Origin of the sequence: Providencia sp. JGM181 (genome assembly GCF_018257375.1) — a bacterium.
GTDB classification, from domain to species: domain Bacteria; phylum Pseudomonadota; class Gammaproteobacteria; order Enterobacterales; family Enterobacteriaceae; genus Providencia; species Providencia lanzhouensis.
The window spans coordinates 1-13,248 of record NZ_JAERJY010000100.1; the positions used below are offsets into that span (position 1 = coordinate 1).

Here is a 13,248-nt window from a genome sequence, read left to right on the forward strand (position 1 = left end):
GAACTTTACTCAGTGGTTTTAATGTGTTTAATTAATATTATGTGCATTACTAAGCGGACTACGTTATCTTTTATCTTCATTATTGGTATTTTTGCGTGTAACAATAATTTTACTTTTTAGCGAGTTATAGAGAGACGAGATGAAAACAGAGTTTTCACAGATCCCATTTAAAAAAGGGAATATTTTTTCATTCTCAGGAAGAGTCTTTCTTCTATTGTTACTGGCTTCAGTGTTATTGACGCTTGGATTAGGCAAATATTTTACGGATACCACAGAAAACCGCATGATGGCGAACATTCGCGTACTCGCCATGAGCCAAGCCAAAATGATCGCTTCATTGGATGGCATCGTCAGTACTGTAAAAGATAAAGATATTCCTAAGCTAAAAGTTATTGCCGATAAGCTCAATCAAGATTCCAGTTATGACTATGTCGTTATTGGTGATGAACATTCCGTTCGTTTATATCATCCAAATAGCGAAAAGATTGGCTACCCAATGCAATGGAATAAACCGGGGGCGCTAGAAAATGGTGAAAGCTATTTTATTAAAGGCGAAGGCTCCATGGGGAATGCAGTACGTGCAAAAACACCTATCTTTGATGAAAACGGTAAAGTCATTGGCGTTGTTTCCATTGGTTATCTCACCACCAAAATAGATACCTCATTAGCTGAAGTGTTTGTGCAAACGTCAGCAACATTTTTAGGGGTGTTGGTGATTTTGCTATTTCTATCTTGGGCATTCGCCCGATTAATTCAGCGGCAAATGCTTGGCATGGAACCTGAAGAAATAACCCAATTAGTGTTGGTGCAAAAGGGGATTTTTGATGCGGTGTTTGAAGGCATTATTGCCGTCGACCGTTATGGGAAAATTATCAATATCAACCATAATGCTAGAAAAATGTTGGCGCTGAGTGAGTCAGCTAAACAGTTAATCGGTAAACCGATTTCTGAGTATGTTTCTCCCGCAGGCTTTTTCACGAAAGAAATCGCGAAAAACCATCATGATATCGTTTGCGAGTTCAATGGGTTGAATGTGATAGCCAGCCGAGTTGCCATTATGGATGGTGAGTTGCTGGCGGGAGCGGTGATCAGCTTCCGCAGCCAAAATGATATTGAATCCTTAAATGCGCAGCTTTCTCAAGTTCGCCAATATGTGGATAATTTGCGTACATTGCGCCACGAACATTTAAATTGGATTTCTACTTTAAGTGGTTTGCTGCAAATGAAAGAGTACGACCAAGCCTTGGCGTTAATTAAGGGGGAGTCCGAATCTCGGCAACAATTAATAGATTCACTGCGAGAGCAATTTGCAGATAAACAAGTGGCTGGGTTGTTATTTGGTAAATATCACCGTGCGCGAGAACTGGGCTTACAGCTTATTTTTGTGCCGGGTTGCCAACTCCGTGAATTACCTAACTCATTAAATAGCACGGAACTCTGTGCTGTATTAGGAAATTTATTAGATAATGCCTTTGAGGCGAGTTTAAAGAACGAAGCGGGTAATAAGCAGGTAGAACTGTATATCTCAGATGAAAATAATGAGATTGTGATTGAAGTTGCTGATCAAGGATGTGGTTTTCCCCTTGAGCTGCAAGATAAATGGTTTGAACGCGGAACAACAACAAAAACGGATGCTGTCGATGGACATGGCATAGGGCTATTTTTGGTGGCCTCCTATGTCAATCGATGTAATGGGGCGGTGATCATTGAAGATAATCAACCGTATGGTACTGTATTCTCTATTTTTATACCGAAAGTGAAGACGCAAAATGGCTAAGATAAAAATCCTCATTGTCGAAGATGAACTGCTCCTTGCGGAGATGCACGCGGAGTACATTAAAGCTTATCCTGCTTGTGATAAAGTCTGGCTTGCGGGCAATCTTGCGGAAGCAAGAAAAATGATTGAGTACATGAAGCCTGACTTGATTCTGTTGGATAACTATTTACCTGACGGGAAAGGAATTGATTTAGTTCATGAACTACTTCAGGAGCGCAATAGTGCGGATATTGTATTCACCACCGCCGCTAGTGATATGGAGACAGTCTCTGAGGCGATTCGTCTAGGAGTATTTGATTATTTGGTTAAGCCGATAGCTTATGAGCGTTTAGGGCAAACGTTAGATCGCTATATTCAGCGTAAATCGGTTTTGCAGGGCGCCAATAAAACCAATCAAAGCCAGATTGATGACATGTTTAATACCTATGCCCGTGGTGAGAGCAAAGAAGAGCTACCGACCGGGATTGATGCTATTACGCTTGATAAAGTGCTCGCGTTATTTGCAGTACCCGATGCGGAATATACGGCAGAGTCGATTGCAGAAACCATAAAATTAAGCCGCACTACCGCCCGCCGTTATTTAGAGTATTGTTTAGCCCAACGTAAGATTGAAGCGGAAATTGAGTACGGCAAAGTAGGGCGCCCCCAGCGGATATATCGGGGTAGTCATTAGTTGCCGTAGGTAGACGATTGAAGTCTGCGTGAAGGTGTTTGCGTCAATTTCCCAAAAGGTTGTTATGAACGTACTGATCCTTGGCGCTCGTGCGCCGGCCTGTCTAGAATGGGCGCGAGCGTTTAATGAAGCAGGATGGACTGTCAGCGTCGGTGATTCGCTCAGTCAGCCGCTGAGCCGTTTTAGTTGCTCCGTGCAACATTATATCCGCCTACCGGAACCTCGACAGAACCCGACTGCTTGGGTTGAAGCCCTTGCGACGGAGATTGAAAATCAACATATCGACCTGCTGCTGCCAACTTGCGAAGAAGTATTTTACTTGGCTTATGGTCTTGAACGTTTGCAGCCCTTGTGTCGGGTGTTAACCAGTGATTTTCCACTGTTGCATCGTTTGCATCATAAAGGGGATTTTGCAGCCATGACGAATGGCTGGTCTTTAGCCGCCCCTGAAACCCATCTACTGACAGACAGCCAAGCATTACTCGCCTTTGCGGGCGATGCTGCAAGCTGGGTATTCAAACCTGCGTATTCGCGCTTTGCCTCACAAACCTTGATCCGTCCATCAGCCCAACAGCTAAATAAAATACAGCCCACTCAGACCGAGCCTTGGGTAGCGCAGCGATTTATCAAAGGACGGGAGTTTTGCAGTTTTAGTGTCTTGGTTGATGGTGATCTACGCGCCCACAGCTGTTATCACCCACGCTATCGAGTGGGCCGTGGCTCAGGGATCTATTTCCAACCGAGCACGCCGGAACCTGTACGTCAGTTTATTGAGCATTTTGGTCGCGAAACCGGCTATAACGGGCAAGTGGGGTTCGATTTTATCGAAGACAAAAACGGTCGGTTTCATGTGCTGGAGTGCAACCCAAGAGCGACCAGTGGTGTGCATTTGTTCGACAACCAGCGACGGTTACTAGTGAATAGCTTGAGTCACCCATCCGAGCAGATCCTTGAACCGACATTAGAGCCTCGAATGATCGCATTGGCGATGCTGTTATTTGCCGCACCACGACGAGCCCTGAGCCCGACGCTCTGGCGTGATTATGCCGCCGCCCGGGATGTTATTGTGCAAAAAGGTGACTGGTGGCCGTTGATAGCACAAGTCGGAAGCCTCACGGAAATCATTGCTCGGGCGGTATCTCGACGCTGTGGATTATTAACGGCATCTACGGCAGATATTGAATGGAATGGTCAGCCGCTAGATGAGCGTACGCCATGAAATTATTGTTTGAGGATCAAATTATTAGTGAAAGCGCTAGCACGAATGATAGCTTGGCGCGGCGCTATGTGCGCGCTTGTGCCAGTGAGTGCTTGATAGGCAATGTCAGCACAAAAATGGCGCTGCTCGATACGGGGACGCAGCAATTTCCGGTCAGTATCACGGACGGCAATGAACCCGATGACAACTGCTATGTAGTGTCTCCTCAAACAGCCTACAGTGGCTATGCCCGCGAAGAAATCAAGCGACTAGGTCGACCCTATCTGACTTGGCCGTTGAAGCTGCTGACTCAAGCTGTCGAATGCTTACTGAATGCGGCTAAAATCAACAAATTGGTGCAGGTAAACAACTGGTTGCTATCGACTAACCTTTATCCTGATTATTGGGATGTCACTGAATTGCCAGCGATTACGGCACTGCTGAGGCAAAATTTTCCTGAGCATGGAATTGGTTTTCGTTCGCTCAATGATTTCAGCAACCGTGCATTGCGCCAATGCCTGCAAAACCATGGATATCTGAGTATTCCTAGTCGGCAAGTCTATTTGTTTGATGGTCGGGCAGGGGAGGAAGCGCTGTTTCTCAAGCATCATAATACTCGGCTGGATGCCACGTTGTTACGGCGTAGCCCGTATACCATCGTACCCGGTAGCGAATTAAATGATGACGATTTCAAAAGAATAGAGCATCTTTATAATCTGCTTTATTTGGATAAATATTGCATATTGAACCCCCATTATAATGCGCAGTGGATGCAGCAGGGGCAACGTGAAGGTTGGTTAGAGTTCAGAGCCTTGCGCAACGCAGAAGGGCGTATTGACGGTGCGTTGGGTTGGTTCTCGTCTTCCACTGTGATCAGCACGCCAATAGTAGGTTATGACACCGCCTTGCCCCAAAGGCTTGGATTGTATCGGCAATTGACCCGCCTGTGCCTGCAAGAAGCGGCTGAACGCCGGCAGATACTGAATTTTAGCTCTGGCGCGGCTGAGTTTAAACGCTTGCGGGGTGGCCAACCGCAGATCGAATACAGCTTGGTTTATGTCGCTCATTTATCTTGGGGGCGACGCCTTGTATGGAAGGTGCTGAGTTTTCTGTTACATGGTATCGGTGTGCCGATGATGAGGAAGCTAAAACTGTGAAGCTGTTTGAACATCAATGGTGGCCTGTGGCTATCAGTGACAAGTTGCGAAACCAACCCGTGGCATGCCAGTTGCATGATATTCCGCTGGTGCTGTTTCGAGACAATGACGGGCATGCTGTGGCGCTGCCAGACCGTTGTCCACACCGTTTTGCGCCATTGAGTGCGGGCAAAGTTTGCGATGGACAGATTGAATGTCCTTATCATGGCTGGCGGTTTTCCGCCGACGGGCGGTGTACGCGAGTGCCTGGTACTGACCTTGCGGTGGGAAGTAAGCCGCTGCTTGAAAGTTTCCCTTGTTGCGAAGCTCACGGGCTAGTTTGGGTTAGCCTGAGCATGGAGCGTCCGCAGAGCCCGCCAGTTGCACCCTCTGATAGTTTGCAGAGAGTCGATACGTTTTGGATCACCGATGAAGTGCAGTGTTCGCTGCAAGACGCCGCAGAGAATTTTCTCGACGGTTTTCATACACATTTTGTTCACTCTGGCTGGATCCGTCACGACCGGCAACGGCAACAAATCAGCGCCCGAGTTCGTCCACTGGCCGATGGCGTCGAAGCCGTGTATAGCGAAGAGGGGAAACAATCAGGGTTTATTTCGCAACTGTTTGAGCGTGAGCGCGGCGTCAGTATGGGACGTTTTCGTCTGCCGTGCCTGGCAGAAATTGAGTACCGCGACCGCCGTGATGAGCTCAATTTGCTGGTCAGCGCTTGGCTAGTACCTTGTGGGAATGACCAGTTACGCCTATTTGCACGGATCGCCACTCGACGCGGGAAGCTTCCGGCAGTCATCAAACGTTATGTATTGAGCAAGTTATTCCGCGTGATCCTCCGTCAAGACCGTCAAATATTGGAGAAAGTCAGTGCCAATAAATTGCGTTTTCAAGGAACCTTACCGACACCGCTCGATGGCGAGCAAGATTTACTAGGGCCAAGTATTCGCCAATTACTTGAAGAGGGTGAGCCGCTGATGTTTGAGGAGAAAGAGTTCTGTTTTCGGCTTTAAGTCGCTATGAGGAAAATTGCATATGCTTTCCCGACATATTTGGAGCCTATAAAAAGGCTATTTTTATAGGTTCAGTGCCATCAACCCCATCTCATCTTTTTTCTCAAGTATAAGCCTTCAATTCCATTACTCAGTACTAATCATTGGTTTCAAAAGAAATAATTGCAGAAGTTTTTAATGAGAATAAGTCTCATTATTATATTTTCGTATCAGTACAGTGTGATAGTAAATACGCGGTATGGGAATGTTCATACGTCAACATCACTCATAATGTTGACGCGTGTCAACGAAATGTATATTATTAATGCACTAGGAGGCTGATGAGCAAAAAGCACCCTAACAAAGAAGTACGTGAGGCACTCCGTTATGCAGAGGAAAAGGGCTGGATCGTTGAAGAAGCGACGGGGCATCCTTTCTGTACTGTTAAATGTGGAAATGCTGATCATGGACGAACTCACGCGATGAGCGTAAACAGTACACCCAAAAATCCGGAAGTGCACGCAAAGCAAATCCGTAGAATGGTTGACCGCTGTACCCCGAGGAAACCTAAGGGTTGATTCGGTTTTTTAAAGCAAGGCGGGTAACCGCCTTTTTGATGAGGAGAGCGGAATGGAACTCTACAATTTCACATTGACGTTATCAGGCGTTCAAATGGAGACAGAGGGGCTTGCGGATGCTCTGTATACCAACGGCTGTGATGATGCGCTAATTTGCTACTACGGTAGCTCAGTGTATATAGAATTTGACCGAGAAGCAGAAAGCTTAGACTTAGCTATCAAATCAGCGATTAATGACATTGAAACGGCAGGTATTGGGGCTGTCGTTGAGTCGGTGGACTCGGCTCTAGTTGGTTTGAGTGATATTGCCCAACTTTCCGGTTTAACTCGCCAAGCCATTGCTTTACTAAAAGACGGCTCACGAGGTAAAGGCGATTTCCCTTGTCCTATCCAGCGTATTAGTGGCCAGTCACCACTTTGGGATTGGTCAGAAGTTGCTAAATGGTTGAATGATAGCGGCCGCCTCGACAGTAAAGGCGTTCAGGCTCGAGAGCAGTTGGTGAGTAACGCACATACATTGAGCAAGTGGAATCTTGCGTTGAGAATGAGGGCATTTGGGAATATTAAAGAAATAGAATCCATCGCGTATTCACTTATTTCATAATATTTTATCTTTGAGGACGTTACGATGACCACCTTTTATCAACTAACAGCAACGAGCCTTGGCGGGCAGCGCATTTCTATGGCGGACTACGCGGGTAAGGTGGTTTTAGTTGTGAATACAGCCAGCCATTGTGGCTTTACACCACAATACGAAGGTCTTGAAGGACTCTACAAAAAATATGCAGAACAGGGTTTGGTGGTGCTTGGTTTCCCCTGCAATCAATTCGGGAAACAGGAACCCGGCGGCACAAAGGAAATCGGGCAAACTTGCTACATTAATTACGGTGTGAGCTTTCCGATGTTCGAGAAAATAGACGTCAATGGAAGCGCAGCGCACCCAGTATTTCGTTATCTAAAAAGCGAGTTACCTGGGTTGCTGGGTGGCCGGGTTATGTGGAATTTTACCAAATTCCTGATTGGACGCGATGGTAAACCGCTAAAGCGTTTCGCTCCGTTTACGACCCCTGAAAAAATGGAAGCGGCGATAGTTGCCGCACTTGGAATTTGAGCGTTTGGACATTCTAGTTATTTCATGCAGATAATCTTAGGGCTATTTCCCTGTCCCCGAATTTTGTAACTCATTTTCCATAATCATCACTTTCTTTTGGGCGCGCTCGTCGCCTTGTTTCGCGGCGAGCCGATACCAATATAAGGCTTTCGTATCATCTTGCGATACGCCCATTCCATATTGATAGCACGCTCCGCTGGCATACTGTGCATCACGGCTGCGTTGATTGGCAGCTTTGATAAACCACTGGCAGGCTTTAGCTTGATCGGCGGTGATACCATCGCCTCGTGCATAAATTAACGCTAAATTAAACTGGGCGGACACTTCCCCTTGCTGAGCGGCGAGGGTTAGCCACTTAATGGCTGCAGTGGTATCACGTTTGGTGCCTTGTCCTGCTAAGTAGAGCATACCTAGGCTATTCTGTGCGGGGGAAAACCCTAACTCCGCAGAGCGCGTAAAATACTGAAATGCGGCGGGGTAATTGATTTTGTCATGCATTCCCGTTGCTGCTTGATAACCTAATAAATAGAGCGCTTGCGGCTGATTTTTTTCAGCCAATGTGAGGTAGATTTGATTGGCTTTTTGAGGGTCTTTATCTCCGACGACACCTGTTTCATACCAATAAGCTAACGTTAGCTGCGCTGCGGGTAACTGCTGTGTCGCGGCTTTTTCTAGCCAACTTAATGCTTGTTGTGGATTTTTCTCCAACAGGTTTGGTATGCCTTCTAGAGTATATTCAGCCATATTCATTTGGCCAATTGGGTCGCCAGCATTGGCTGCCGCTTCCATCCAATGCAGCATCTCTTTGGGGTTTTTACCAACGCCAGCACCTTGCTGGTACATCAGCGAGAGGTTGATTTGTGCTTTGGTAAAATGTTGGCTGGCAGAAAGTTTATACCAATAGGCGGCTTTATCTAACTGACCGTGAGATTGATAAAACATCGCTAAATTAAACTGTGCTTCCGCTTGCCCGCTATCCGCTAATTGAATTAACGTTTTTTCATCCACGACTGAAGAGGGTGCAACAGGAGCCACCGTTTTTGCATGACTCAAATTAATGAATAATGAGCAAAGGATGATGAAGGGGAGAGTAAACTGTTTCACTTAGCTTCCTTGGGATGAATTTTAGCCATTTATTCCTAAAGGGTAGGTTAACGGGTTGCAGCTAGCGACGCAATTGCCATTCTTGCTATTCTGAAAATTATTTTTACGCATTAAACGAAGATAAATCATGATGTTATAAAAAAGATTAAAAATAATTAAAAAAAAGATGAACCTTTTGAGCCTATCAAGGGTCTTAATTACATATATATCACTGTTTGCTTGTGTAAACATTCATATATTTACCCTCAACATTCATTTCTTTACATGAAGTAATGCAATAATGCATCTATATCGTGTAGTTTGAATTAGTAGTACGATCCTTAATAGAATGCATTATGCCCAGTTTTAGTCGCTGGGCTTTTTTTTTGCATAAAATACGCAGCTTCCTGAAAATACCGCTTTATTTTTATATCACTTCGTTATTTCGTTCGATAAATAAACACGTAATAGTGACATTAATAAATAATCACCTATCTAAATTCATTTTCTATTCAGTTTTTATTATCACCAAGACGAAATATCCGCAGGGTGCCGCGGGGTATGCTTGTAGTGTGTATAGGGTGTTACTCTGCGAGTAAAATGATTAAAGATAGAACAATATGCTTAACATATAGTGAACAAGTGATTATTTAATGGGCGACAATAATTTCATGATTTTTTAAAAAATTGAAGTTAATCACGATATGCATCTATAAGCATGGTAATTAATGCTGGCTAAATTATTAGTTTTGGTGCATAAATAGCATATATTGCTTAACTGATTATTCTGTTTGGATTGGCATATATTCGCTGTAATGCTGAATAAATAATCAAATATGCTTTAACTCATTGAATTTTATGTTCGCGATTCATAAACAATATTTACACACAGTTTTGTTTGTTTTGAGGTCAGGGATTGATACTCCTCCTACCAAAAGTGAATCTTCTAAAGCTTGAATTCTTGAGACCATAACAATGCGAGGGTGCAGACAGCGTCCCGTGGTTTTTTTGCATACGTACAGGTTGTATTAGAGGTAACTTGTGTCCACAACAAATAACAAAGAGGAAGTCAGTCTTAACGCGTTTAAGCAACCTCGTTCATTCTATCTCATCTTTTCTATCGAACTCTGGGAACGTTTTGGTTACTACGGTCTTCAGGGGATCCTCCCAATTTATCTCAGCCAAGTGCTTGGCATGTCGGAAGCGGAATCTATCACGCTGTTCGCAGCATTCTCTGCACTGGTTTATGGCTTCGTTGCCATTGGTGGTTGGTTAGGGGATAAAGTTTTAGGGACTAAGCGTGCGATTGTTCTTGGAACGGTAGTACTGATTGTCGGTTATGCCTTCGTTGCCTACTCTGGGCATGATGTGTCGATGGTTTATCTCGGCCTAGCTACCATTGCGGTAGGTAACGGTCTGTTTAAAGCGAACCCATCATCATTATTATCCACCTGTTATGACAAAAATGACCCACGTTTGGACGGTGCATTCACCATGTACTATATGTCCGTTAACATTGGTTCATTCTTCTCAATGCTGGCAACGCCATGGTTAGCCAAACATTACGGCTGGGATGTCGCATTCTCCCTCAGCGTAGTGGGTCTGATCATCACCTTAATTAACTTCTACATGTGCAAAAAATGGGTCGCAGACCACGGTTCAAAACCGGACTTTGCACCTGTTGTTATCTCCAAATTACTGATGACTATCGTCGGTGTGGTTGCACTGATTGCGATTTCAAACTGGTTACTGCACAACTTAGGTATTGCACGTGCGGCACTGGCGGTGATTTCTCTGGGTATTTTAGTTATCTTTATCAAAGAGATGATGGCACTTAAAGGTATTGCTCGTCGCCGTATGGTGGTCGCATTGATCCTGATGCTCGAAGCAATTGTTTTCTTCGTACTGTATAGCCAAATGCCAACCTCACTGAACTTCTTCGCACTGCATAACGTAGAGCACGAAGTTTTCGGTTTTGCGATTGAGCCTGCTCAGTATCAAGCCTTAAACCCATTATGGATTATGATTGGTAGCCCAATTTTGGCGGCAATCTATAACAAAATGGGCGATAACTTACCGATGCCACATAAATTCGCTATCGGGATGTTACTGTGTTCAGCGGCGTTCTTAGTACTGCCATTAGGGGCAAAATTTGCGAACGAAGCGGGTATTGTTTCTGTTCAATGGTTAGTTATCTGCTACGGTTTCCAAAGTATCGGTGAGCTGATGATTTCAGGTCTGGGTCTGGCGATGGTGGCACAGTTAGTTCCACAACGTCTGATGGGCTTTATCATGGGTGCATGGTTCTTAACTAACTCTGCTGCGGCATTTATCGCGGGTTATGTTGCTTCTATGGCGGCAGCACCTCAAGGCGAAATCACCAGTAAAGTTGAATCTCTGGCTGTCTACAGTGATGTCTTTATGAAGATTGGTCTGGTAACGGGTGCAATTGCTATTGTGATGGTATTCACCGCGCCATTATTAAACCGTATGACGCAAGAACAGCATTAATTTGTTCGGTAAATTATAAAATGAAAAGGGCGATAGAAATATCGCCCTTTTTTAATGAATGATGATTCAAAGCATCCGTTATTTAAAATAGCGATTGCTAATTAACTTCATCGAACGGTTATTGCCGTTGACTAAAATGGTGCTGGCGCTGCGGCTATGTAGATCATTCGAGATACCATTCATCAGCACTGTTGGAGTGATAGCCGTCGCCGAGAAAATCACATCGGACGTATTCACCATCATATCCAACGTTAAAATTTCCCCAATTTCGATGCCCATCTGTTGGCAACGAATGGCTTCTTGCGCCGCTAACAGTTTATTTTGTTCGGTGTCTTCTTTGGCTTTGTTACGTGGAACAAGGCGTGCTTGCATGTCGCCACCTAATGCGCGGGCAATGGCTGCACTAATAATGCCTTCTGGTGCACCGCCGATACCATACATCATATCAATAGGGTGCTCAGGTAAGATTGTCAGTAGTGATGCCAGAACATCGCCATCAGGGATAGTGATGACATTAGCGCCAAAATTACGGATGGTTTTAATAATGTGCTGGTGGCGAGGTTTATCGAGAATGGCAATGTTGAGCATGGAAATTGGCTTATCCAATGCCGCAGAGAGAAACTCGAGGTTCTTCTCTAATGGATTTTTTAGGTGAACGGCATCTTTTGCTGCTGCGCCGACGACCATTTTCTCCATATACATATCGGGGGCTTGCAGTAATGTTCCTGTTGGGGCTGCCGCCAAAACGGCAATCGCATTGTGCTCATTACATGCCACCATACGGGTGCCATCAATGGGGTCAACCGCGATATCTAAATGATGTTCGCTAGATTGCTTGCCGACTTGTTCACCAATATACAGCATTGGGGCTTCGTCAATTTCCCCTTCGCCAATTACGATTTTTCCATGAAAATCAATCTCATTAAGTCGATTTCGCATGGCTTCAACCGCAGCGTTATCCGCCGCATTCTTATCTTGTTTCCCTACCCATTCAAACGCGGCAATGGCGGCAACTTCCGTCACTGATGCGATAGCAGACGCGAGTTCATCGCTAATTTTCATTTTGGTGTGATTCCTAGGACTAAAAAATTATCGCGCCTATGATACGTTTTTTGTGATCAACTTGGTAATTTTTTGGCGAATAAAACGGCGTTTTATTGAGGTCAGAGAGGGGAGTTAAGCGGATGGAAGGGCGGAGCGAACTCCGCCATTTGATATATCAAAGACGCATTACAGCATTTCTACGATGGTGATCCCGCCAATAATTGAAATCAATGCCGCAATGGTACTGAGTAATACGGTTCCCGCAGAGGTTTCTGTATAGGCTTTATTACTGATAGCTAACGCTGGTACAGCTGTTGCTGTCGGTAACACACCAATAATAAATGCCGCTTTTAATAAATCACTTTGTAATCCTAATGCGAGGCCGGTTCCAAGAATAAGCGCCGCCTGTACAAAGTTTTTCACAAAAACGTTAAAGATAATTTCTTTATTGATTGTGAGTTTAATACCTGAAAGCAATAAACCGAGGAAGAAGAGGGCCACACCACCTGCCGTTTTCCCAAGTTCATTGACTGAGTTTTGTAAAATTTCAGGTAATTTTACGCCACATATTGCCAGAATTGCCCCTAAAACAGGCAGGAAAACTAATGGTTGAATAACGGCTTTACCGACAGACTTCAGAATACCGTTGCCATTCGCTGATCCACTGATCATCAATAAGGTAAATGGAATGATGATGACGGTATAAATTAAGTTACCGAGAACCATGGCAATTAAGCCGGATGAACCGACAGTTGCCAGTAAAACCGGTGGTCCACAGTACGCCATATCCGGGAATGAAACAGACAATGCTTGCATCGCAGCATCGGTTTTATTGTGGCGGAAAAATACTTTACCGACCACAAAACCAATGACATAGGATGCAATTAACCCGACTGCGAGTGCTATCAAGTAATCAACATTCAGTAAAACTGAAGGAGGAGCTTGAACGGCAGCAAGGAATAATGCAAATGGTAAGGCGATTTTGACAACAAAGTCAGCAAACGCTTGCGAATATTCCCGTTTCACGAAGCCATATTTACCCGATAACCACCCTACGGCAAGACCGAGTACGATGGGACTTAGGGCCTCAAGTATTATATGTAATAACATAGGTATTCCTTTGCGTTATTTAGGAC

11 protein-coding genes are annotated in these 13,248 nt (G+C 44.8%); 8 read left to right on the plus strand and 3 right to left on the minus strand.

Translation table 11 applies throughout. From position 1 onward, the window contains the following. The first annotated feature begins 139 nt into the window (after nucleotides 1-139). The 7 genes from dpiB (at nucleotide 140) to JK188_RS12560 (ending at nucleotide 7,474) form a co-directional block, all read left to right on the plus strand. Nucleotides 140-1,777 (plus strand): sensor histidine kinase DpiB, encoded by a 1,638-nt coding sequence (gene dpiB, locus JK188_RS12530; RefSeq protein ID WP_154637401.1) that lies wholly within the window; start codon nucleotides 140-142, stop codon nucleotides 1,775-1,777. Next, nucleotides 1,770-2,450, plus strand: a complete 681-nt coding sequence (dpiA, locus tag JK188_RS12535; protein ID WP_036951294.1) for a two-component response regulator DpiA — start codon at nucleotides 1,770-1,772, stop codon at nucleotides 2,448-2,450. Before dpiB ends, dpiA begins: the two co-directional genes overlap by 8 nt. A 64-nt stretch (nucleotides 2,451-2,514) precedes the next feature. Further along, nucleotides 2,515-3,669: an ATP-grasp domain-containing protein gene (locus JK188_RS12540; RefSeq protein ID WP_211885274.1), complete on the plus strand. Its 1,155-nt coding sequence runs from the start codon at nucleotides 2,515-2,517 to the stop codon at nucleotides 3,667-3,669. After that, entirely contained in the window at nucleotides 3,666-4,805 is a 1,140-nt protein-coding gene (locus JK188_RS12545; RefSeq protein ID WP_211885275.1) for a hypothetical protein, read from the plus strand. The genes JK188_RS12540 and JK188_RS12545 overlap by 4 nt, the downstream gene beginning before the upstream one ends. After that, nucleotides 4,802-5,806, plus strand: coding sequence for a Rieske 2Fe-2S domain-containing protein (locus tag JK188_RS12550; protein WP_211885276.1), 1,005 nt, complete (start codon nucleotides 4,802-4,804; stop codon nucleotides 5,804-5,806). The genes JK188_RS12545 and JK188_RS12550 overlap by 4 nt, the downstream gene beginning before the upstream one ends. Nucleotides 5,807-6,415: 609 nt before the next feature. Next, nucleotides 6,416-6,967, plus strand: coding sequence for a helix-turn-helix transcriptional regulator (locus tag JK188_RS12555; protein ID WP_211885277.1), 552 nt, complete (start codon nucleotides 6,416-6,418; stop codon nucleotides 6,965-6,967). Nucleotides 6,968-6,991: 24 nt separating this feature from the next. After that, complete coding sequence (locus tag JK188_RS12560; RefSeq protein ID WP_211885278.1) at nucleotides 6,992-7,474, plus strand: glutathione peroxidase; 483 nt, start codon at nucleotides 6,992-6,994, stop codon at nucleotides 7,472-7,474. A gap of 42 nt (nucleotides 7,475-7,516) precedes the next feature. On the opposite strand, the gene JK188_RS12565 is transcribed toward JK188_RS12560, so the two are convergent. Then, nucleotides 7,517-8,578: a tetratricopeptide repeat protein gene (locus tag JK188_RS12565; protein ID WP_211885279.1), complete on the minus strand. Its 1,062-nt coding sequence runs from the start codon at nucleotides 8,576-8,578 to the stop codon at nucleotides 7,517-7,519. 1,020 nt (nucleotides 8,579-9,598) lie between these two features. Between JK188_RS12565 and dtpA the strand changes: the two genes are divergently transcribed. Next, nucleotides 9,599-11,068, plus strand: coding sequence for a dipeptide/tripeptide permease DtpA (dtpA, locus tag JK188_RS12570; RefSeq protein ID WP_108479045.1), 1,470 nt, complete (start codon nucleotides 9,599-9,601; stop codon nucleotides 11,066-11,068). 78 nt (nucleotides 11,069-11,146) lie between these two features. Here dtpA and glpX read toward each other — a convergent pair whose 3' ends face one another. Further along, a complete protein-coding gene (glpX, locus tag JK188_RS12575) occupies nucleotides 11,147-12,124 on the minus strand; it encodes a class II fructose-bisphosphatase (RefSeq protein WP_181478713.1) in 978 nt (325 codons plus the stop codon). A 174-nt stretch (nucleotides 12,125-12,298) separates the two neighbouring features. Then, nucleotides 12,299-13,222 carry an AEC family transporter gene (locus JK188_RS12580; protein WP_036951272.1) on the minus strand — a complete coding sequence of 308 codons (924 nt, stop codon included), beginning with the start codon at nucleotides 13,220-13,222 and terminating at the stop codon, nucleotides 12,299-12,301. Between the last annotated feature and the right edge of the window lie 26 nt (nucleotides 13,223-13,248).

What these genes read in the sequence shown, in the direction of transcription:
- dpiB (WP_154637401.1), top strand. Translation starts at nt 140, where the DNA reads ATGAAAACAGAGTTTTCACAGATCCCATTTAAAAAAGGGAATATTTTT.
- dpiA (WP_036951294.1), top strand. Translation starts at nt 1,770, where the DNA reads ATGGCTAAGATAAAAATCCTCATTGTCGAAGATGAACTGCTCCTTGCG.
- JK188_RS12540 (WP_211885274.1), top strand. Translation starts at nt 2,515, where the DNA reads ATGAACGTACTGATCCTTGGCGCTCGTGCGCCGGCCTGTCTAGAATGG.
- JK188_RS12545 (WP_211885275.1), top strand. Translation starts at nt 3,666, where the DNA reads ATGAAATTATTGTTTGAGGATCAAATTATTAGTGAAAGCGCTAGCACG.
- JK188_RS12555 (WP_211885277.1), top strand. Translation starts at nt 6,416, where the DNA reads ATGGAACTCTACAATTTCACATTGACGTTATCAGGCGTTCAAATGGAG.
- JK188_RS12560 (WP_211885278.1), top strand. Translation starts at nt 6,992, where the DNA reads ATGACCACCTTTTATCAACTAACAGCAACGAGCCTTGGCGGGCAGCGC.
- JK188_RS12580 (WP_036951272.1), bottom strand. Translation starts at nt 13,222, where the DNA reads ATGTTATTACATATAATACTTGAGGCCCTAAGTCCCATCGTACTCGGT.